Genomic DNA, 20,762 nt, shown 5'->3' with positions numbered 1-20,762 from the left:
GTTGATCAAGCCGCGTACCCCCGCCGGGGTGATGGAACTGCTGCCGCGCGATCAGATCGCGTTCCAGCGGATGCTCGACACCATTCGCCAGACTTTCGAGCGTTTCGGCTTCCTGCCGGTGGAGACGCCGGTGATGGAGCTGTCGGAGGTGCTGCTCACCAAGACCGGCGGCGAGACCGAGCGGCAGGTGTATTTCGTGCAGTCCACCGGTGCACTCGGGCGGGCGGACGAGGGTTTGCCGGAATTGGCGCTGCGGTTCGACCTGACGGTGCCGCTGGCGCGCTATGTGGCCGAGCACGAGCGCGAACTGGCGTTTCCGTTCCGGCGCTACCAGATGCAGCGGGTCTACCGCGGTGAGCGCGCCCAGCGCGGGCGTTTCCGCGAGTTCTACCAGTGCGACATCGACGTGATCGGCAAGGACAGCCTGTCGTCGCGTTTCGACGCCGAGATACCGGCGGTGATCGCGGCGGTGTTCGAACGGCTGGCGATCGGCGCGTTCACCATCCAGCTCAACCACCGCAAGCTGCTGCGCGGGTATTTCGAAGGGTTGGGGATTGCAGGCGAGATGCAGCTGCTGGTGCTGCGCGAGCTGGACAAGCTGGACAAGCGCGGCGCGGACGCCGTGCGCGAAACTCTGGCGGGCGAGGGGTTCGGGCTTGGTGCCGAAGTCATCGACAAGTTGATGGCGTTCTCGCAGGTGCGTTCGCACGGCCATGCCGACGCGCTGGCCAAGCTTGAGGCGCTGGGCAGCGGAGGCGCGCTGTTCGAGGAGGGGCGTGCGGAGCTGCGCGCGATCCTGGAGCAGCTCAAGGCGTTGGGCGTGGACGAATCGCGCTATGCGCTCAATCTTTCGATCGCGCGCGGCCTCGATTACTACACCGGCGTGGTGTACGAGACCACGCTCGATGCCTGGCCGCAGATCGGCTCGATCTGCTCGGGTGGCCGCTATGACAATCTCGCCGGCCACTACACCAAATCGAAGCTGCCGGGCGTGGGCATCTCCATCGGCCTGACCCGTTTGTTCTACCAGCTCAGGGAAGCAGGCCTCGTCGCCGCGGCCGACAGTACGGTGGACGTGCTGGTGGCGTTGCTGGATGACTCCGGCCTGGAGCATGCGCTGGCGCTGTCGCAGCGGCTGCGTGCGGCCGGCCTGAACGTGGAAACCCAGTTGGAAGCGCGCAAGCTGGCCAAGCAGTTGCAATACGCGGACAAGGCCGGGATTCGCTTCGTGGTCCTGCGTGGCGAAGACGAAGCCGCGCGCGGCGTGGCGACGGTCAAGGACCTGCGCCGCGGGGCCCAGTTCGAAGTGCCCGAAGCCGAGTTGACCGCGGCCCTGCTGGTGGAGCGCGAGCAGCAGCGCGCGCTGGGCTGACGGCCTCCCATTTCTTTCCGGATCGAAATCCACGATGAAGCACATTCAACTCGACGGCACCTCGCTCACCCGCACCCAACTGGCCGCGGTGGCCCATGGCGCAACGGTCGACCTTTCACCCGTTGCACTGGCAAGCGTGGCGCGGGCCGCGGATTTTCTCGCCGAACAGGTGTCGAAGCAGGAACCCATCTACGGTGTGTCAACCGGTTTTGGCAGCAATGCCGACAAATTGCTGGGCGCGCATCGGCTGCGTGATGCGCTGCCGGGGGCGCAACCGTCGGGGCGAGCGCCGGGGATTGAATTGCAGCACAACCTGATCGTCACCCATGCGGTGTGCGTGGGCGAGCCGTTTGCGCCGGAGGTGGTGCGGGCGATGCTGTGCATCCGCATCAACACGCTGCTGCGCGGACATTCGGGGATCCGCGTGCAGACCCTGCAAGCACTGGCGGACCTGCTCAACGCCGGCGTCGTGCCGGTGGTGCCGCAGCTGGGCTCGGTGGGGGCGTCCGGCGATCTGGCACCGCTCTCGCACCTGGCCATCGTGCTGATCGGCGGCGGCGAGGCGTTCGTGGACGGCGTGCGGATGCCCGGCGGTGAAGCGCTGGCGCGCAAGGGGCTGAAGCCGATCGACTTGAGCTACAAGGAAGGGCTGGCGCTGAACAACGGTACCGCGCAGATGCTGGCGACCGGGGTGCTGGCGGTCCAGCAGCTGGAAGACCTGCTGGATACCGCCGATCTGGCCGCGGCAATGACGATCGACGCTTTTGCCGGGCGCTTGGGCGCGTTTGCGCCGGAGGTCCATGCGCTGCGCCCGCACCCGGGCCAGGTCAAGACCGCCGCCCACCTGCTGCAGCTGCTGGAAGGTTCCACGCTGGCCAATATTCCCTACCATCTGGTGCCGAAATTTCGTGCCTGGCAGCCGACCAGCTGGGATACGCCGGCGGCGCAGGCGCTGGGCTTCGACATCGGCTGGGACTGGGTGGCGTTCCACCAGCGCCACGGCCGCGAGAAGTTCTACCGGCGCTTCCTGCCGTTCCGCGGCGGCAAGAAGCACCAGCCGCAGGACAGCTATTCGCTGCGCTGCATCCCGCAGGTCCACGGCGCGGTGCGCGATGCGCTGGAGCAGGCCAAACGCGTCCTCGACATCGAACTCAATGCCGTCACCGACAACCCGCTGGTGTTTCCGGACAAGGCCGACGCCGCCCACGTCGAAGAGCAGGTGATCTCGGCCGGTCACTTCCACGGCATGCCGCTGGCGCTGGCGATGAGCTACCTGAAAGCCGCCATCCCGGTGCTGGCTTCGATCAGCGAGCGGCGCTTGAACAAACTGGTCGATCCGGCCACCAATGACGGGTTGCCGGCGTTTTTGATCGGCAACGAGGACGGCACCGAATCCGGCCACATGATCGTGCAGTACACCGCGGCGGCGATCGTCAACGATCTGGCCTCGCGCGCCATGCCGGCTTCGGTGTATTCGATTCCGACCTCGGCCAACGCCGAGGACCATGTGTCGATGGGCGCCAACGAAGCGCGCCACGTGCTGGCGATGGTTGGGGATCTGGGCAAGGTGCTGGGTCTGGAGCTGCTGGTAGCCGCGCAGGCGCTGGATCTGCGTCGTGACATGATCAATGCCGCACGCGAGCTGGCGCACCGCAGCGATGCCGAAGGTTTTGCCAGCAAAGTGCTGGGCGGACCGTTGCCGGAGGCGGCCGAGCGCGCGGACTTCCTCGCTGAAGTGGACGCACTGCGGGCCCAGCTGGCGGAGACCCAAGCGTTCCAGCCGGGCAAGGCCGTTGCCGCCGCCCACGCGCTGCTGCGCAAGCGCATCCCGTACCTGGGCCGCGACCGCGCGCTGGATGCCGAAGTCGCCGCTGCCGTGGCGCTGGTGGCCGACGGCAGCGTGCTGGCGGCCGCGCGCGCGGCCTGGGCTTGAGGCCGCGCGCAGCGGGGCGGATCAGATCCTGCCGAAGCGCCCGCTGTTGAAGTCCTCGATCGCCTGCGTGATTTCCTGGCGGGTGTTCATCACGAACGGCCCGTAGCCGACCACCGGCTCGTCGATCGGTTCGCCGGACAGCAACAGCAGCTTGGCATCGCCGCTGGCCGCAAGGGTGAGACCTTCGCCTTCGGCGGAGAGCGCGGCCATCTCGGCCGCGCCTAGGGTGGTCCCACCATTGAGTGTCACCTGGCCGGCCAGCACCACCAGCAGGGCGTTCCAGCCCTCCGGCTGCGGCAGCTCCAGCGTGCGGCCATCCATGAGCCGCACGTCCAGTACATTCATCGGCGTGAAGGTGCGCGCCGGTCCCGCGCTGCCGCCGAAGCTGCCGGCAATCACGCGCACCTTGCCGGCGTCATTCGGCAAGGTCACGGCAGGAATCTGCGCATCGGTGATGCCCTGGTAGTGCGGGGCGCTCAACTTGTCTTTCGCCGGCAGGTTGACCCAAAGTTGCACCATTTCAAACGGGCCGCCGCGTGCGGCGTAATCCGCGGAATGAAATTCTTCATGGATGATCCCGCCGGCGGCGGTCATCCACTGCACGTCGCCCTTGCGGATCACGCCGCCGGCACCGGTGGAGTCGCGGTGCTCGACTTCGCCGTCATACACAATCGTGACGGTCTCGAAGCCACGATGCGGATGGCTGCCGACCCCGCGCCGTTCTGCGGTGGCCGAAAATTCCATCGGCGCCGCGTAGTCCAGCAGCAGGAACGGGCTGCGGCCGGACACGCCCGGGCCGTTGTAATCGAACATCCCGTGGACCGGAAAGCCATTCCCCACCCAGTGGCGACCCGGCGCCTTGCGGGTGGACAGCACGGTCTTGCGGGCGGCGGCGAGGGCGGTGTTCATGGGGATACTCCCTGGAGTGCGGGCGCGGGTTGCGCCACGGTTTTCAGGATATTGTGTTCATTTGAATGGAACAAATGACCATTGTTCCGATTGAGTGTCCTGTTTTTGGAACGAATGTCGAGTCAGCATGTTAGCGCGTTAATGTATTAGCATATTAGTGTGATAACGCATTAGCATAACAACACGCTAGGCAAATAGCCGGCCAACTGGTCAGCCGGCCGATCGGCTAATCGGCTAACCGGCCAATTCGGTCAATTGGATCACTGAGCGATAATCCGCTCTGCATGCAGTCACAACCTCGGCCAGCGCTTTCGATCCCAGCTGCCCAATGGCAATTTGAGCTGACGCACGCGCCAGCAACCGCGGCAAAGCGGTCTTGCGAAGTCGTCTGGTTGCGCACGCCGCTAGCCGCGCACGCCGCCGGGTTTGCAGTTCGGGTGCAGGCTGGCGGCGGCGGAAGGACGCCCGGATACACGGTGGAACCACGGGCCAAGATGCGGCAGGTGGCGATCGAATGGCTGGCCGACCGAGACGGCGAAATCCAGCCAGGCGTAGAGCCAGATGTCGGCGATGGTGAACCGATCGCCGGCCAGCCAGACGTGGCCTGCCAGCATCCCGTCCAGCCAGCGGATGCGATCTTGTGCGACCCGCTTGAGGCCGGCGGCGGCTTCCGGCGCCACCGGGATGCGGTTCTCGAATCGCGGCAAACCTTCCGCGTAGTGGTAGGCGTTGTGGATGTTCTCGGTGATGTTGAGTTCGACACGCCGCTGCCACTGGCGGGCCAACGCGCGTTCCTGCGGGGTGGTTCCGGTCAGCGCCGGCGCCGGGTGCAATTCTTCGAGGTATTCCATGATCGCCACCGCTTCGGCAAGGCAGGTGCCGTCATCGAGCAGCAGCGCCGGCGTCTGCCCGGCGGGATTGTGGTCGAGGAAAGGCGGCTGCCGGTTCTCGCCCGTGAACACGTCGATCTGCTGCATCGGCAGATGCAGCCCCTTTTCCAGCAGGTACATCCGCAGGGTGCGTGGCGCGGGGCTGAGGGCATCGAGCAGCAACATCGGCGGCGTTCCTCAGTGGAACGGCAGCGGCTGCTGGGCGGCGTGCGGCATGTAGAAGTCGTGCAGGTACTTCTCGCCCTCGTCGTCGAAGATCGTCACCACGGTCTTGAGCTCGGGATGCTGCTGGCGGATCCGCTGCGCGGCCAGCAGGTGGGCGCCGGAGCTGGGGCCGCACAGCAGGCCGCGGGTGCTGGCCAGCTTGCGCATCTGGGCGACGGCCTCTTCGCTGGACACGCTGATGGTGTTGTCGCCGATCAAGTCGCGATGACGGGCGAAGATGCCGGGAATGAAGCCGTCGGAGATGCCTTCGATCTGGTGCAGCGCCACTTCGCCGCACAGGATGGTGCGTGATTCGGACGGCTCCATCGCGAACAGGCGCACGTTCGGGTTGACCTCGCGCAAGGCCTGGCCGACGCCGATCAGGGTGCCGCCGGTGCCGACGCCGTGGACGAAGGCGTCGGGGATGCGGTCGCCGAGCTGGGCGAGGATTTCCTGCCCCAGCCAGCTGCGGTTTTCCTCCACGTTCCACTCGTTCTCGAACTGGCCGGGAAAGAAAAACCCTGGCTGGCGGCCGAGTTCGCGGGCGCGTTCCAGCGCGGCGTTGACGTGGAAGGTGCCGCAGAACAGCACCTCGGCACCGAATGCGCGCGAGATGGCCACGCGCTCGGTGGACAGGCCCTCGGGCATGACCACCAGCATCCGGTAGCCCTTGACCGCGGCCACCATCGAGAACGCGTTGCCGGTATTGCCGCTGGTGGCTTCCACGATCGTGTCGCCGGGCTTGAGCAGGCCTTCCTTTTCGGCGCGTTCGACGATGTACTTGGCGATGCGGGCCTTGATCGAGCCGGAGGGATTGATGAATTCGCATTTGGCGAACACGCCGTCGATGTCCAGCAGCGGGGTGTCGCCGATGGCGTCGAGGATGTTGCTGGAAACGCCGGTATAGCGGGTGGCCATGTGCGAGGCTCCGGTGGGGGAAGGCAGTGTCGCCAAACCTCCGCCATGCTCGCACTGATGCACGTCAACGCGGTGCGAAAACGCGAAACGCCCCGGACGGGGCGTTTGCTGGACGTGCGGTGCTGGTGCCGGATCAGCGGTGGCGGTAGGTGATCCGGCCCTTGGTCAAATCGTAAGGCGTCATCTCGACCTTGACCTTGTCGCCGGTCAGGATGCGGATGTAGTTCTTGCGCATGCGCCCGGAGATGTGGGCGATGATCTCGTGGCCGTTTTCGAGCGTCACCCGGAACATGGTGTTCGGGAGGGTTTCGGAAATGGTGCCTTCGAATTCGATGACGTCGTCTTTCGCCATGGGCGGAGTGCGCAACCGGGCGCCGCGAATGCGGTCCCAAAGTCCGCTATTTTGGCACGTTGATGGGCTGCGCGCAAAGCAGGGTTGTCTGACGCCAGCAAGACACGATGACAGGGAAGGATGCCCTTGAACGTGAATGTCTTCCGGTAGCGGCCTGCGGCCAGGGGGGGGGGGCTGCGTCTGCGCGGAGACGGGGTCGGATGTCCTTGCGTGCGGATGCTGGCGTGCGAATGTCCTCCGGCGCCGGCCTGCGACCGACGCCTCCCCCTTGATTTCGCACGCCAGGACATCCGACCACGTCTTGTTGCTGGCTTCAGGCCAGTTTTTCCGCCGGGAATTCGCCGAACGCTTCGGTCCATGATCCGGTCAGGCCCGGCTGGTCGCGGGCATCGAAAAGCGCGGCCAGATAGCGCTCGCGCGGCCAGATCTCCACGCCCAGGCGCCGGGTGTGGGCGTTGGGGATCTGGGCGTCGATCAGCGGCCAGCCCCAATCGTGCAGTCGCCACGCCAGCACCGCCAGCGCCAGTGAGGAGGCGCCGGAACCCGCCGAGAACATGCTGTCGCCGCAGAACATCCGGCCGATGCCCAGCCCAAGCAGGCCGCCGGCGAGCGCCTTGCCGTCGAAGACTTCGATGCTGTGGGCGTGGCCGAGGCGGTGCAATTCAAGATAGGCATCGAACATGCCGGCGGTGATCCAGGTGCCGTCCTGCCCGGGGCGCGGCGCCATGCAGCCGCGTACCACGGCGGCGAAATCGGTGTCGGCGCGCACGGTCCAGCCGCTGTGGCGCAGCCGTTGCCGAAGTTTGCGTGGCAGATGCACGCCGTCGGTGCGAAACACGGCACGCTGCGACGGACTCCACCACAGGATCGGTTCGCCCTCGGAATACCAGGGGAAGATGCCGCTGCGATAAGCCCCCAGAAAGCGCGTGGGTGACAAATCGCCGCCCAGCGCCAGCAGTCCGTCCGGATCGGTCAGCGCCAGTTCGACCGGTGGAAACGGGGCATCGGGCGCGGAACCGAGGCGGTGCAGGCGCAGCGGTTCCATGCGCTCAAACCCCCACCTTGGCGGGGAAGACGCACATCAATGCCCCTCGTCGAGGAACTTCTCCGCGTCCAGCGCCGCCATGCAGCCGAAGCCGGCCGAGGTGATGGCCTGGCGATAGACCTGATCGGCCACGTCGCCGGCGGCGAACACGCCTTCCATGCTGGTCTGGGTGGCGTTGCCTTCGAGCCCGGTGCGGATGGTCAGGTAGCCGTTCTTCATCTCCAGCTGATCCTTGAACAACTCGGTGTTGGGGCTGTGGCCGATCGCGACGAAAAAGCCGTGGACGTCGATCTGTCGGGTAGTGCCGTCCTGCACCGATTTCAGGCGCATGCCGATGACGCCGGAATCGTCGCCCAGCACTTCATCGACCGTGTGGTGCCAGACCGGTTCGATCTTGCCGGTCTCGATTTTCGCGAACAGCTTGTCCTGCATGATCTTTTCCGCGCGCAGGGTGTCTCGGCGATGGACCAGATAGACCTTGCGGGCGATGTTGGACAGGTACAGTGCTTCTTCGACCGCGGTGTTGCCGCCACCGATCACCGCCACGTCCTGATCCTTGTAGAAGAAGCCGTCGCAGGTCGCGCAGGCGGAGACGCCGCGGCCCTTGTAGGCCTCTTCGGAAGGCAGGCCGAGGTAGCGCGCGGTGGCGCCGGTGGCGATGATCAATGCGTCGCAGCTGTATTCGCCGGAATCACCGCTGAGGACGAACGGGCGCTGCGACAGGTCGGCAGTGTGGATGTGGTCGAACACCACTTCGGTATCGAAACGTTCGGCGTGCGCCTGCATGCGCGCCATCAGGTCCGGGCCCATCAGGCCGTGGGCGTCGCCGGGCCAGTTGTCGACTTCGGTGGTGGTGGTCAGCTGGCCGCCCATCTGCATGCCGGTGATGACCACCGGCTTGAGGTTGGCGCGGGCGGCATACACGGCGGCGGTCCAGCCGGCGGGGCCGGAACCGAGGATCAACAGGCGAACGTGGCGGCGGGTGCTCATGGTCGGGGGCAATGTTCCTATAATTGGCGGGATTCGCGATTTTGACGGCAAACCGTTAGCTTGGCGGCCGCCGCGTCACCTGACAAGCCACGCCGGACACAACGCTGCCGGCCGCGGCTGGAACGGCTTCACTCTTCACATCGCACCAGTCATCGACAGGAGCACGACATGCGTATCGGCGTACCGAAAGAAACCAAGACCCTCGAAGGGCGCGTTGCGCTCGTGCCGGCCGCGGCCGGCGATCTGGTCAAGCGCGGCCACGAAGTGTGGCTGGAACAGGGGGCGGGGCTCAAATCCGGTTTCGCTGACGAACAATACACCCGGCTCGGCGTGAAGATCGCCGCGGACGCGGCGGCGCTGTATGAGAAGGGCCAGATGATCGTCAAGGTCAAGGAGCCCATTGCCGGCGATTTGCAGCACCTGCGCAAGGATCACCTGTTGTTCTGCTATCTGCACCTGGCCGCCGAACCGGCGTTGACCAAGCGCCTGCTCGACATCGGCCTGACCGGCATCGCCTTTGAAACGGTCGAGCTGGCCAACGGAGAATTGCCGCTGCTGGCGCCGATGTCGGTGATTGCCGGCACCCTGGCAACCCAGGTCGGCACCCACCTGCTGCACCAGCCGATGGGCGGCAAGGGCAAGATGCTCGGCGGGCTGTCGGCAACCGAGCGCGGCAGGGTGGTGGTGTTCGGTGCCGGCAAGGCCGGCGGCGCGGCGGCGACGCTGGCGGCCGCCGCGGGCGCCAATGTGACGGTGTTCGAGATGCGCCACGACCGCATGGACGAAATGCGCCGCCTCGGCAACAACGTGACGGCGCTGTATCCCTACCACGACGTCGTGGCCAAGGAGGTGGCTTCGGCCGATCTCGTGGTCGGCGCGGTACTGGTGACCGGCGCGCGCGCGCCGCACGTCATGGATCGCGAAATGCTCAAGGGCATGGAGCCGGGCAGCGTGCTGGTGGACATCGCCATCGACCAGGGCGGCTGCTTCGAGACTTCGCGCCCGACCAACTGGAAGGAACCGACCTACGTGGAAGAGGGCGTCACGCACTTTTGCGTGACGAACATGCCCGGTGCGGTGCCGCAGACCTCGTCGCAGGCGATCTGCGCGGCGATCCTGCCCTGGGTCAACCGGCTCGCGGCCGGCGACGGTTGGCGCAAGGATGCCGCCTTGGTCAAGGGCATCAACGTCGAGAACGGTGCCATCGTGCATCCCGCGCTGCACGGCATGAATCTTTGACGTACTATCAAGCAGGTGCGAAAGATTCCTGAGGTTTGATCGCAGGTGGGGAAAGCGGCGACTGACGTTCGCAAGTCCAACCGGAAAACGGCGCCGCGTGGCAGCGGCGACCGTCCGCAATCCATGCCGAAGCTGTGGCGCGACATCGTGTTGATCGCGGTTGCGCCGCTGCTGTTGTACCTGCTGGCCTGCCTGTTTTCCTATGCGCCGTCGGATCCGGGTTGGGACCACGGCGGCAGCCTGCTGGCGCCGGTCCACAACCTCGGCGGGATCGCCGGGGCCTGGACCGCCAGCTTCCTGCTGTTCCTGACCGGCTATGTCGCCTTCCTGCTGCCCTTCGTGCTGGGGGCGATCGCCTGGATCGCGCTGTTCGGCCTGGACAGCGATGGTGACGGCAAGGCCGACCTCGGCCCGGCGCTGCGCCTGGTCGGCATCGTCGGCTTTCTGGTGGCCAGCTGCGGGCTGCTGTTCCTGCGCGGGGTGCCGGCAAATGATTTTTCCGCCGGCGCCGGCGGGATCCTCGGCACCCTGGCCGGGCGTTCGCTGCTGCACGGCTTCGGGCCGGTCGGTGCGAACTTGTTCCTCGTCACGCTGTTCCTGATTTCCGTCACCCTGGCCACCGGATTGTCGTGGCTGGCGGTGATGGATCGGATCGGCGCCTGGGCATTGGCACTGCCGGGCCTGCTCAACCGCGGTGCGCGGCAGGGGGCCAAATCCGCCAGCGAATGGGGCGAGGCGCGGGCGCTGCGCGAGCAGCGCGAGGAGGCGCGGCGCACCGACAGCCAGCTGCGCGCCAAGCGTGACAAGGTCAAGATCGAGCCACCGATTGCGCCGGTGGTCGAAAAGAGCGAACGCGCCAAGCGTGAGCAGCAGATCCCGCTGTTCCACGGAGGCGATGCCACCGGGGTGCCGCCGCTGGCCCTGCTCGATGAGCCCAAGCCGCAGCCGTTGAGCTACGACGAGGACACGCTGGAAACCCTGTCGCGGCAGATCGAGTTCAAGCTCAAGGATTTCCGCATCGACGCCGAGGTGGTGGGCGCCAATCCTGGCCCGGTCATCACCCGTTTTGAAGTGCAGCCGGCACCGGGCGTGAAGGTCAGCCAGATTTCCTCGCTCGACAAGGACATTGCCCGCGGCCTGTCGGTGAAATCGGTGCGCGTGGTCGACGTGATTCCGGGCAAGTCGGTGATCGGCCTGGAAATCCCGAACGTGCGCCGGGAAATGATCTACCTGAGCGAGCTGCTGCGTTCGAAGGAATATGACAAATCCGGCAGCGCGCTGACCCTGGCGCTGGGCAAGGACATCGCCGGCAAACCCATCGTCGCCGACCTCGGGCGGATGCCGCACCTGCTGGTGGCCGGCACCACCGGTTCCGGCAAGTCGGTGGCGGTGAACGCGATGGTGCTGTCGCTGCTCTACAAGGCTTCCGCGCACGACGTGCGGATGTTGATGATCGACCCGAAGATGCTGGAGCTGTCGGTCTACCAGGGCATCCCGCACCTGCTGGCGCCGGTCGTGACGGACATGAAGGAGGCCGCCAACGGCCTGCGCTGGTGCGTGGCCGAGATGGAGCGCCGCTACAAGCTGATGAGTGCGGTCGGCGTGCGCAATCTGGCCGGTTTCAACAAGAAGGTGAAGGACGCCATCGACGCCGGCCAGCCGCTGCTCGATCCGCTGTTCAAGGCCGCACCCGACGCGGACGGCGCGCCGCCGACACTGGAACCGCTGCCGTTCATCGTCGTGTTCATCGACGAATTCGCCGACATGATGATGATCGTCGGCAAGAAGGTCGAAGATCTCATTGCCCGCCTCGCGCAGAAAGCGCGTGCCTCCGGCATCCACCTGATTCTCGCGACCCAGCGGCCGTCGGTGGATGTCATCACCGGCCTGATCAAGGCCAATATCCCGACCAGGATCGCGTTCCAGGTATCGAGCAAGATCGACTCGCGCACCATCCTCGACCAGAGTGGGGCGGAAACCCTGCTCGGCAACGGCGACATGCTCTACCTGCCGCCAGGCACCGCCATGCCCGAGCGCATCCACGGTGCCTTCGTCTCGGATGAAGAAGTGCATCGCGTGGTCGAGCACCTCAAGCAGGACGGCGGCGGCCCGGATTACATCGAGGGCGTGCTGGAAGAAACGCAGACCATGTACGATGGCAGCAGCGTTGGCGCCGGTGGCTTGCCGGAAGCGCCGGTCGGCACCGATCCGGAAGCCGACCCGCTCTACGATCAGGCCGTCCAGATCGTGACGGAAACCCGGCGTGCTTCGATTTCCGGCGTCCAGCGGCGGCTGAAGATCGGCTACAACCGCGCCGCGCGTCTGGTCGAGGCGATGGAAGCGGCCGGCGTGGTGAGTGCACCCGAGCACAACGGCGATCGCGCCGTGCTGGCGCCGCCGCCACCGCGCTGAGGGTGCAGCGTTATTTCGCGGGACGGGCCCTGCCCGTGACCGGGGTTTGATTGCGCGGCTGACGCGCACGGGGCGCGCTCCCACAGGCGACCGGCGCTGACGCAAGCGTATCTCCGGTTGTCGCGCATGACACTGGCTGAAGCTGTGGCCACAGGTTTTCTTGCAACGGGCGCAGAGCGCAGGGTATGAAGCGTCGCGGGTCGCCCGCTGGGGCTCGCCGCTCAACACTCCGCGTCCAGCTTCGATTCGCGGGCGCAGGCCATCCATGGCCTGCTCGAACCCCAGCGGGCAACCCGCGACCTGTGGCTACTCGCAGCGCGTGGCCTCACAATCGCACGCCGGTTCGCCGGATTCCGCAGGCCTTTTGGGCAAAGTAAAGGAGGAGGCATCCGCGCAGGCGGATGCCGGGGGACATTTGCCCAAAGGGCTTGCGGAACCCGGCGAACTTCCGGGAAGCGCAGACATGCTTGCGCGGGCTTGATGGCACTGCCGTTCAGGATGGTTTCGACACACTGCTGACAACGTTGCAGGAGATGCCGCATGAAGTTCATCGTTTCCGCCGCACTGGCTGCACTGCTGGTGGCGGTCGCCTCGGTTGCCAATGCCGGCGCACGCGAGGATCTTGCGGCATTTGCCGCCGGCCTGCGCGGATTGGACGGCCAGTTCAACCAGGACGTGTTCGATCCGCAGGGGCGGCGCAAGGAGTCCAGCTCCGGCCGCGTGGCGCTGTCGGCACCGCATTTGTTCCGCTGGGAATATCGGCAGCCCTACGCGCAATTGGTGTTGGCCGACGGCAAGACGGTGTGGGTCTATGACCCGGATCTGAAGCAGGCCAGCCGCCGCCCGCAGGGCGCCGAGGAGGCCAGCAGTCCGCTCGCTGTTTTGCTCGATCCGGCTCGCCTGGATCGCGATTTCATCGTCAAGGAAGCCGGCGATGCCGATGGCCTGAGCTGGCTGTCGATCCAGCCACGCAGTGCCGAGGCCGGTTTTCGCAGCGCGCGCCTGGGGTTTTTGCGCAATCAATTGCTGCGCATGGAGTACGAGGATGCGCTCGGCCAGCGCACCGAAATCCGCTTCAGCGGCTGGAAGCGCAATCCGGCCTTCGCCGCCGGCACCTTCGTCTTCACGCCGCCGGCGGGCGTGGACGTGATTGGCGGGTAGCGCGACGTTCACCGCCCGCGCGCAGTCGTGCTGGATGCGAACCGTTCTCGACTATAGCCACGGGAAGTGCGCGCGAATCGCTGGCGCTGCGTGAAAACGCGACCCGGGTCTGGCCGCGGCCGCATCGCGGCGGGTAGAATGTGCGGCTGTCGGTCGACGACTTCGTGTCGTCGGGATCCTCCACAACGCATGAGGCGAGCGTGCTGGCCGAGTATCTGCCCCCCCTGCTGTTCCTGATCGTCGCCGCCGGCATCGGCATCGTGCTGATCATCGTCGGCAATGTGCTGGGCCCGAAGCGGCCATCGGCGGAGAAGCTGTCTCCATACGAATGCGGCTTCGATGCGTTCGAGAACGCGCGTATGCCGTTCGACGTGCGCTACTACCTGATCGCGATCCTGTTCATCGTCTTTGATCTGGAAATCGCGTTCGTGTTTCCTTGGGCGGTGGTGTTCCGTGAGCTGGGAATGTTCGGCCTGATCGAAATGGGCACCTTCCTCGCGCTGCTGGTGATCGGTTTCGCGTACGTGTGGAAGCGCGGCGCGCTGGAGTGGGAATGAGCAACCTCGTTCAAGGCGTTCTGGATGCCGCCAACAATCCGCTGCCGGAAGGGCGGCTGGATGACATCCTGCGGGCCGATGGCGGTGCCGAGCACCTGCGCCAGAACGGCTATTTCACGACCTCGCTGGACGCGCTGTGGAACTGGGCGCGCACCGGCTCAATGTGGCCGATGACCTTTGGCCTGGCCTGCTGCGCGGTGGAGATGATGCACGCCGGCGCCGCGCGTCTGGACCTCGACCGCTACGGCGTGGTGTTCCGCCCGTCGCCGCGCCAGTCCGACGTGATGATCGTGGCCGGCACCCTGGTCAACAAGATGGCCCCGGCGTTGCGCAAGGTCTACGACCAGATGCCCGATCCGAAGTGGGTAATCTCGATGGGCAGCTGCGCCAACGGCGGCGGCTACTACCATTATTCGTACTCCGTCGTGCGCGGCTGCGACCGCGTGGTGCCGGTCGATGTGTACGTGCCGGGCTGCCCGCCCACCGCCGAGGCGCTGGTGTACGGCATCCTGCAACTGCAGAAGAAAATCCGCCGGCTGGAGCAGAATCCGTTCTCGAAGGCGGACAAGCCCGAGGGCGCACGCGCATGAGCACGGCGCTGGTCGAGGCGCTGGTCGCGCGCTTTGGTGCGGAAGCGGTCAAGCTCGCGCAGCCGCGCGGCGAGATCACGCTGGAGCTGACGCCAGAGACCTGGCTGTCGGCGGCGACCGACCTGCGCGACAACTTCGGTTTCGATACTTTCATCGACCTGTGCGGGGTGGACTACCTCGGCTACGGCAACGCCGAGTGGGACAGCGTTGAAGCCAACTGGCACGGCTTTGGCCGCGGCGCCGAAGGCTACGGGCCCGGGCGCTTCAACTGGGGCGAGGAACCCAGCCATCAGGTGTCGACTTCGGCGGGCATCGCCCCCGACCGCCGTGAAACGCGTCGTTTCGCCGTGGTCCTGCACCTGCTGTCGATCCGCGACAATCGTCGGATCGCAGTGCGCTGCTACGCACCCGACGACGGCCTGCCGGTGGTGCCCTCGGTGACCGGCGTCTGGCGCGGCGCCGACTGGTACGAGCGCGAGGCGTTCGACCTGTACGGGGTGATCTTCGACGGCCATCCCGACCTGCGCCGCATCCTCACCGACTACGGTTTCGTCGGGCATCCGTTCCGCAAGGACTTCCCGCTGATCGGCAACGTCGAGGTGCACTACGACGCCGAACGCAAGCGCGTGGTCTATGCGCCGGTCACCAGCGTGACGCCGCGCGTGGGCGTGGCGCGGGTGATTCGCGAAGACAGTCACCTGGCGACGGCGGAAGAAGAAGCCGAGCACCGCATCCTCGACCGCGAGACCCGCCGATGAACGCGCACGTGCAACCCAGCCCCGAGCCGTTCGCAAGCAATCCGGCCGAGGCGCATCAGGAAATCCGCAACTACACGCTGAACTTCGGTCCCCAGCACCCGGCCGCGCACGGCGTGCTGCGCCTGATCCTGGAAATGGACGGCGAAACCGTGCGCCGCGCCGACCCGCACGTCGGCCTGCTGCACCGTGGCACCGAGAAGCTGGCCGAATCCAAGCCGTTCAACCAGTCGATCCCGTACATGGACCGGCTGGATTACGTCTCGATGATGTGCAACGAGCACGCCTACGTGCGCGCCATCGAAACCCTGATGGGGATCGAAGTGCCCGAGCGCGGGCAGTGGGTGCGCACCCTGTTCGATGAAATCACCCGCATCCTCAACCACCTGATGTGGCTGGGCAGCAACGGGCTGGACCTGGGCGCGATGGCGGTGTTCCTGTACACCTTCCGCGAACGCGAAGAGCTGATGGACACCTACGAGGCGGTGTCCGGCGCGCGCATGCACGCGGCCTACTACCGCCCGGGCGGCGTCTACCGCGATCTGCCCGAGCAGATGCCCAAGTACAAGCAATCGCCCTGGCACAAGGGCAGGAGCCTCAAGCGTTTCAACGAGGCCCGCGAGGGTTCGCTGCTCGACTACATCGAGCGTTTCACCCAGACCTTCCCGGACCGCATCGACGAATACGAGACCCTGTTGACCGAAAATCGCATCTGGAAGCAGCGCACGGTCGGGATCGGCGTGGTGACGCCGGAGCAGGCCAAGGCCTGGGGCATGAGTGGCCCGATGCTGCGCGGCTCCGGCATCGAATGGGATCTGCGCAAGAAGCAGCCCTACGCCAAGTACGCCGAGGTCGATTTCGACATCCCGGTCGGTGTCAACGGCGATTGCTATGACCGCTATCTGGTACGGGTGGCCGAGATGCGCCAGTCCAACCGCATCATCGCCCAGTGCGTGCAGTGGCTGAAGGCCAACCCCGGTCCGGTGATGGTCAACAACTACAAGGTCGCGCCGCCCAGTCGCACCGAAATGAAGCACAGCATGGAAGCGCTGATCCACCACTTCAAGCTGTTCTCGGAAGGCTATTGCGTGCCGGCCGGCGAGACCTATGCGGCGGTGGAAGCGCCCAAGGGCGAATTCGGCTGCTACCTCGTCAGCGACGGCGCCAACAAGCCGTTCCGCGTCCACCTGCGCGCGCCGGGTTTTGCCCACCTGTCCTCGATGGACGAAATCGTGAAGGGCCACATGCTCTCGGACGTGGTGGCGATGATCGGCACGTATGACCTGGTGTTTGGTGAGGTGGATCGATGAAAGCAACCGGCAATTTCGAAGCCTGCCGCAACATCGATCCGATGGTCGCGCTGTCGGAGACGACGCGTGGCCATATCGACCACTGGTTGACCAAGTTCCCGGCCATCCAGCGGCGTTCGGCGGTGCTGCAGGGCTTGCACGCGGCGCAGGAGCAGAACGGCGGCTGGCTGAGCGATGAATTGATCGCGGCGGTGGCCAACTACCTCGGCATCCCGCCGGTGTGGGCCTATGAGGTCGCGACCTTCTATTCGATGTTCGAGCTGCGTCAGGTGGGCCGCAACAGCGTCTCGTTCTGCACCAACATCAGCTGCTGGCTCAACGGCGCCGAGGATCTGGTCGCGCACGCGGAGCAGAAGCTCGGCGTGAAGCTGGGCGAAACCACGGCCGACGGCCGCGTCTATCTGCGCTGCGAGGAAGAATGCGTGGCCGGCTGCTGCGGTGCGCCGGTGGCCGTGGTCAACGGGCACTACCACGAAAAGCTCACGCCGGCGAAGGTCGACGAGCTGCTGGACGGGCTGAAGTAATGATCGGACACCTCTACTATTCGGACGCCACCGGCCCGGTCGGCCCGGCGCCGAAGGAACACCAGGCGGTCTACACCACGCTGCATTTCGATCGCCCGTGGTCGTACGAGAACTACCTCAAGACCGGCGGCTACCAGGCGCTGCGCAAGATCCTGACCGAGAAGATCCCGCCGGCGCAGGTGATCGAGATGGTCAAGGCCTCGGGCCTGCGCGGCCGCGGCGGCGCGGGTTTCCCGACCGGGCTGAAGTGGAGCTTCATGCCCAAGCACGATGGCGAGAAGTACATCCTGTGCAATTCGGACGAGTCCGAACCGGGCACCTGCAAGGACCGCGACATCCTGCGCTACAACCCGCATTCGGTGCTCGAAGGCCTGGCGATCGCCTGCTATGCCACCAACACCAAGGTCGCCTACAACTACATGCGCGGCGAGTTCCACCTGGAGCCGTTCGAGCACATCGAAGAAGCGCTGGCCGAGGCCTACAAGCACGGCTGGCTGGGCAAGAACATCCTCGATTCGGGCGTGGACATCGACATCCACAACGCGCTCGGCGCCGGTGCCTACATCTGCGGCGAAGAGACCGCGCTGATGGAATCGCTGGAAGGCAAGAAGGGCCAGCCGCGCTACAAGCCGCCGTTCCCGGCCAACTTCGGCCTGTACGGCAAGCCGACCACGATCAACAACACCGAAACCTATGCCTCGGTGCCGGCGATCATCCGCAACGGCCCCGAGTGGTTCATGGCCCAGGGGATTGCCAACAGCGGCGGCTGCAAGATTTTCTCGGTGTCGGGCCACGTCAACAATCCCGGCAATCACGAAGTGAAGATGGGCATCCCGTTCAAGGACCTGCTGGCGCTGTGCGGCGGCGTGCGCAATGGCCACAAGATCAAGGCGGTGATTCCCGGCGGCTCGTCGATGCCGGTGCTGCCGGGCGAGGTGATGATGGGGCTGACGATGGATTACGACGCCATCAAGAACGCCGGCTCGGGCCTGGGCTCGGGCGCCGTCATCGTGATGGACGAGACCACCTGCATGGTGCGCGCCTGCCAGCGCATCAGCCGCTTCTACAAGAACGAGAGCTGCGGCCAGTGCACGCCCTGCCGCGAGGGCACCGGCTGGATGAACCGCATGCTCAACCGCATCGCCGCCTTCCAGGCCAACCTCGACGATCTGAAGATGCTGCGCGCGGCCGCCGGCCAGATCGAAGGCCACACCATCTGCGCCTTCGGTGAAGCCGCGGCGTGGCCGGTGCAGGGTTTCCTGCGCCACTACTGGCATGAATTCGAATACGCCATCGTGAACAAGCGTTTCTACGTCGACGACGAGCGCGCCGGCACCTTGGTCACGACTGCACAGGGAGGGGCGTGATGGCCGACCCCGTCAACCCGAACCTGCCGCCCGACCAGGTCACCGTTTTCATCGACGGCGTCGAGCTGGCTGCGCCCAAGGGTTCGATGATCATCCAGGCCGCCGACAAGGCCGGGATCCAGATCCCGCGCTTCTGCTACCACCCCAAGCTGCCGATTGCGGCCAACTGCCGCATGTGCATGGTCGATACCGAAGTGGGCGGGCGGGCATCGCCCAAACCGCTGCCGGCCTGCGCCACGCCGGTGATGGACGGCATGAAGGTCTTCACCAACAACGCCAAGGCCATGCAGGCCCAGCGCAATGTGATGGAATTCCTGCTGATCAACCATCCGCTGGATTGCCCGGTCTGCGACCAGGGCGGCGAGTGCGAGCTGCAGGACCTGGCCCTGGGCTACGGGCGTTCGGTCAACCGCTTCGTCGAGCGCAAGCGCTCGGTGGCCGATGAGGATCTGGGGCCGCTGGTCTCCAGCGACATGACCCGCTGCATCCATTGCACCCGCTGCATCCGGGTGACCGCCGAGATCGCCGGCACCTACGAGCTGGGCGGCATGTACCGTGGCGAAGACCTGCAGATCGGCACCTACGACGGCAAGCCGCTGACCACCGAGCTGTCCGGCAACGTGATCGACGTCTGCCCGGTCGGCGCGCTGACCGACAAGGTGTTCCGCTTCCAGGCGCGGCCCTGGGAAATGATCGCGCGGCCATCGCTGGGCTATCACGACCCGCTCGGCAGCAACCTGTTCCTGCACACCCGGCGCGGCGAGATCCTGCGCTGCGTGCCGCGCAACAACGAAGCCGTGAACGAGTGCTGGCTGTCCGACCGCGACCGCTACGCGCGCGCCGGGCTGTATTCCGAAGACCGTGCCATCGCGCCGATGGTGCGCGAGGGCGACACCCTGCGCGAAGCCTCCTGGGACGAAGCGCTGGCGCGGGCCGCGTCGATCCTCCAGGACCACCGCGGCGACGCGCTGGGCGTGCTGGCGCATCCGGCCACGACCAACGAGGAGGGCACGCTGCTGGCGCGGCTGGCCGAGGGGCTGGGCTGTGGCAATCTCGATCACCGCATCACCCAGCTCGACCTGTCCGACGGCGCGGTCGCCGAACCCTTCGGCATGCCCGTCGAACGGATCGAGAAAGCCGATGTCATCGTCATCGTCGGCAGCAACCTGCGCCATGAGGTGCCGCTGCTGCACCAGCGCGTGCGCAAGGCGTGGAAGGCCGGGGCCAGGGTATTCGTGGTCAATCCGGTCGATTTCGATTTCACCTTCGACATCGCCGGCAAGCGGATCGTGGCGCCTTCGAAGCTGGCGTCGGCGCTGGCCGAACTGGATCCTGGTGATGCGCAACAGGCGGCGGTGATCGTCGGCGAGATCGCGGAAAACGGCCCGCACGCCGCCGCCATCCGCGCCGCGGCGGCGGCGTTTGCCGCGCGCACCGGCGCCAGCCTGTGCCGCATTCCGCAGGGCGCCAATGCCGTTGGGCTGAGCCGACTGGGCGTGCTGCCGAGCGGGCGCGACGCCCGCGCCATGCTCAAGGACCGCCGTGCCACCTATGTGTTGCACGGCATCGAGCCGGCGCTGGATTGCGTCGATCCGGTCGTCGCGATGGAAGCCTTGGCTGGGGCGCAGGTGATCGCGCTCAATGCCTACGCCAGCGAATCGCTCAAGGCGGTGGCCGACGTGCTGCTGCCGATCGGTGCATTCCCGGAAATCGAGGCCAGCCTGACCAACCTCGACGGCATCGAACAGCAGGCGCTGCCGGCCGGCAAGCTGCAGGGCGCGGCCCATTCCGGCTGGCGCGTGCTGCGCGCACTGGGCGGCGACCTGAAGTTGCCGGGGTTCGAATTCACCACGCTCGACGAACTGCGCGCCAGTCTGGCCGCCAAACCCGTCCAGCCGTCCCGCGGCAGTGCGCCGCAGGTGGGCAGCGGGCTGGAGGTGGCTGTCACTCGCGCCATCTACCGCAGCGACGCGGTGATCCGCCGCTGCGCGGCGCTGCAATCGCACCCGCTGACCAAGGGTCCGCGCGCCAGCGTGCATCCCGACGACGCGGCCGCGGTCGGCGTGGTCCACGACGCGATGGGCAAGCTGGGCGGAGCCATGCTGCCGGTCGTGCACGACCGTCGCGTCGCCCGCGGCTGCGTGTGGATCGAATCCGGTTATGACGCCACCGCGCCGCTTGCGGCCGCGGCCACAGTGAGCCTTGCCCGCCCATGATGACTGCGACCTTCAATC

General features: G+C 66.3%; 18 protein-coding genes. 12 read left to right on the top strand and 6 right to left on the bottom strand.

Annotation, left to right across the window (positions count from 1 at the left end; genetic code table 11):
- Nucleotide 1 precedes the first annotated feature (1 nt).
- Nucleotides 2–1,372 (top strand): histidine--tRNA ligase, encoded by a 1,371-nt coding sequence (gene hisS, locus M9902_RS01175; RefSeq protein ID WP_297220595.1) that lies wholly within the window; start codon nt 2–4, stop codon nt 1,370–1,372.
- Nucleotides 1,373–1,406: 34 nt separating this feature from the next.
- Complete coding sequence (locus M9902_RS01170) at nt 1,407–3,305, top strand: aromatic amino acid lyase (protein WP_297220593.1); 1,899 nt, start codon at nt 1,407–1,409, stop codon at nt 3,303–3,305.
- Between the two features lie 21 nt (nt 3,306–3,326).
- On the opposite strand, the gene M9902_RS01165 is transcribed toward M9902_RS01170, so the two are convergent.
- The 6 genes from M9902_RS01165 to trxB form a co-directional block, all read right to left on the bottom strand.
- On the bottom strand, nt 3,327–4,214 hold the full coding sequence (locus M9902_RS01165) for a pirin family protein (protein WP_297220590.1): 888 nt from the start codon (nt 4,212–4,214) through the stop codon (nt 3,327–3,329).
- 404 nt (nt 4,215–4,618) lie between these two features.
- The gene (locus M9902_RS01160) at nt 4,619–5,269 is read right to left on the bottom strand and encodes a glutathione S-transferase family protein (RefSeq protein ID WP_297220588.1); all 651 of its coding nucleotides are present in this window, start codon (nt 5,267–5,269) and stop codon (nt 4,619–4,621) included.
- A 12-nt stretch (nt 5,270–5,281) separates the two neighbouring features.
- Nucleotides 5,282–6,226: a cysteine synthase family protein gene (locus tag M9902_RS01155; protein WP_297174851.1), complete on the bottom strand. Its 945-nt coding sequence runs from the start codon at nt 6,224–6,226 to the stop codon at nt 5,282–5,284.
- Nucleotides 6,227–6,359: 133 nt separating this feature from the next.
- Nucleotides 6,360–6,578 carry a translation initiation factor IF-1 gene (infA, locus tag M9902_RS01150; protein WP_297174849.1) on the bottom strand — a complete coding sequence of 73 codons (219 nt, stop codon included), beginning with the start codon at nt 6,576–6,578 and terminating at the stop codon, nt 6,360–6,362.
- 313 nt (nt 6,579–6,891) lie between these two features.
- Nucleotides 6,892–7,623, bottom strand: a complete 732-nt coding sequence (gene aat, locus M9902_RS01145) for a leucyl/phenylalanyl-tRNA--protein transferase (RefSeq protein ID WP_297220586.1) — start codon at nt 7,621–7,623, stop codon at nt 6,892–6,894.
- Nucleotides 7,624–7,659: 36 nt separating this feature from the next.
- Complete coding sequence (trxB, locus tag M9902_RS01140) at nt 7,660–8,613, bottom strand: thioredoxin-disulfide reductase (RefSeq protein WP_297174845.1); 954 nt, start codon at nt 8,611–8,613, stop codon at nt 7,660–7,662.
- 168 nt (nt 8,614–8,781) lie between these two features.
- On the opposite strand from trxB, the gene ald reads away from it, so the two are divergent.
- From ald to nuoG, 10 genes are all read left to right on the top strand, one after another.
- On the top strand, nt 8,782–9,852 hold the full coding sequence (gene ald, locus M9902_RS01135; protein WP_297174844.1) for an alanine dehydrogenase: 1,071 nt from the start codon (nt 8,782–8,784) through the stop codon (nt 9,850–9,852).
- Nucleotides 9,853–9,975: 123 nt separating this feature from the next.
- Nucleotides 9,976–12,264, top strand: a complete 2,289-nt coding sequence (locus tag M9902_RS01130) for a DNA translocase FtsK (protein ID WP_297174842.1) — start codon at nt 9,976–9,978, stop codon at nt 12,262–12,264.
- 540 nt (nt 12,265–12,804) lie between these two features.
- A complete protein-coding gene (gene lolA, locus M9902_RS01125) occupies nt 12,805–13,425 on the top strand; it encodes an outer membrane lipoprotein chaperone LolA (RefSeq protein ID WP_297220571.1) in 621 nt (206 codons plus the stop codon).
- Nucleotides 13,426–13,625: 200 nt separating this feature from the next.
- Nucleotides 13,626–13,982 carry an NADH-quinone oxidoreductase subunit A gene (locus M9902_RS01120; protein WP_297174838.1) on the top strand — a complete coding sequence of 119 codons (357 nt, stop codon included), beginning with the start codon at nt 13,626–13,628 and terminating at the stop codon, nt 13,980–13,982.
- Nucleotides 13,979–14,572: an NADH-quinone oxidoreductase subunit B gene (locus tag M9902_RS01115; RefSeq protein ID WP_297174836.1), complete on the top strand. Its 594-nt coding sequence runs from the start codon at nt 13,979–13,981 to the stop codon at nt 14,570–14,572. The genes M9902_RS01120 and M9902_RS01115 overlap by 4 nt, the downstream gene beginning before the upstream one ends.
- Nucleotides 14,569–15,330 carry an NADH-quinone oxidoreductase subunit C gene (locus M9902_RS01110; RefSeq protein ID WP_297174834.1) on the top strand — a complete coding sequence of 254 codons (762 nt, stop codon included), beginning with the start codon at nt 14,569–14,571 and terminating at the stop codon, nt 15,328–15,330. Before M9902_RS01115 ends, M9902_RS01110 begins: the two co-directional genes overlap by 4 nt.
- Complete coding sequence (locus M9902_RS01105) at nt 15,327–16,637, top strand: NADH-quinone oxidoreductase subunit D (RefSeq protein ID WP_297174832.1); 1,311 nt, start codon at nt 15,327–15,329, stop codon at nt 16,635–16,637. The genes M9902_RS01110 and M9902_RS01105 overlap by 4 nt, the downstream gene beginning before the upstream one ends.
- Nucleotides 16,634–17,161, top strand: coding sequence for an NADH-quinone oxidoreductase subunit NuoE (gene nuoE / locus M9902_RS01100; protein ID WP_297174830.1), 528 nt, complete (start codon nt 16,634–16,636; stop codon nt 17,159–17,161). Before M9902_RS01105 ends, nuoE begins: the two co-directional genes overlap by 4 nt.
- Entirely contained in the window at nt 17,161–18,528 is a 1,368-nt protein-coding gene (gene nuoF, locus M9902_RS01095; protein WP_297174828.1) for an NADH-quinone oxidoreductase subunit NuoF, read from the top strand. Before nuoE ends, nuoF begins: the two co-directional genes overlap by 1 nt.
- Complete coding sequence (gene nuoG / locus M9902_RS01090; RefSeq protein ID WP_297220566.1) at nt 18,525–20,744, top strand: NADH-quinone oxidoreductase subunit NuoG; 2,220 nt, start codon at nt 18,525–18,527, stop codon at nt 20,742–20,744. The genes nuoF and nuoG overlap by 4 nt, the downstream gene beginning before the upstream one ends.
- Nucleotides 20,745–20,762: the final 18 nt, after the last annotated feature.

Source organism: Thermomonas sp., assembly GCF_023953935.1.
Taxonomy (GTDB): Bacteria; Pseudomonadota; Gammaproteobacteria; order Xanthomonadales; family Xanthomonadaceae; genus Thermomonas.
This window is presented reverse-complemented; position numbering and strand designations above follow the sequence as displayed.

Coding starts and splice junctions, on each gene's coding strand:
- M9902_RS01170 (WP_297220593.1), top strand. CDS start 1,407: ATGAAGCACATTCAACTCGACGGCACCTCGCTCACCCGCACCCAACTG.
- M9902_RS01165 (WP_297220590.1), bottom strand. CDS start 4,214: ATGAACACCGCCCTCGCCGCCGCCCGCAAGACCGTGCTGTCCACCCGC.
- M9902_RS01160 (WP_297220588.1), bottom strand. CDS start 5,269: ATGTTGCTGCTCGATGCCCTCAGCCCCGCGCCACGCACCCTGCGGATG.
- M9902_RS01155 (WP_297174851.1), bottom strand. CDS start 6,226: ATGGCCACCCGCTATACCGGCGTTTCCAGCAACATCCTCGACGCCATC.
- infA (WP_297174849.1), bottom strand. CDS start 6,578: ATGGCGAAAGACGACGTCATCGAATTCGAAGGCACCATTTCCGAAACC.
- aat (WP_297220586.1), bottom strand. CDS start 7,623: ATGGAACCGCTGCGCCTGCACCGCCTCGGTTCCGCGCCCGATGCCCCG.
- trxB (WP_297174845.1), bottom strand. CDS start 8,613: ATGAGCACCCGCCGCCACGTTCGCCTGTTGATCCTCGGTTCCGGCCCC.
- ald (WP_297174844.1), top strand. CDS start 8,782: ATGCGTATCGGCGTACCGAAAGAAACCAAGACCCTCGAAGGGCGCGTT.
- M9902_RS01130 (WP_297174842.1), top strand. CDS start 9,976: ATGCCGAAGCTGTGGCGCGACATCGTGTTGATCGCGGTTGCGCCGCTG.
- lolA (WP_297220571.1), top strand. CDS start 12,805: ATGAAGTTCATCGTTTCCGCCGCACTGGCTGCACTGCTGGTGGCGGTC.
- M9902_RS01115 (WP_297174836.1), top strand. CDS start 13,979: ATGAGCAACCTCGTTCAAGGCGTTCTGGATGCCGCCAACAATCCGCTG.
- M9902_RS01110 (WP_297174834.1), top strand. CDS start 14,569: ATGAGCACGGCGCTGGTCGAGGCGCTGGTCGCGCGCTTTGGTGCGGAA.
- M9902_RS01105 (WP_297174832.1), top strand. CDS start 15,327: ATGAACGCGCACGTGCAACCCAGCCCCGAGCCGTTCGCAAGCAATCCG.
- nuoE (WP_297174830.1), top strand. CDS start 16,634: ATGAAAGCAACCGGCAATTTCGAAGCCTGCCGCAACATCGATCCGATG.
- nuoF (WP_297174828.1), top strand. CDS start 17,161: ATGATCGGACACCTCTACTATTCGGACGCCACCGGCCCGGTCGGCCCG.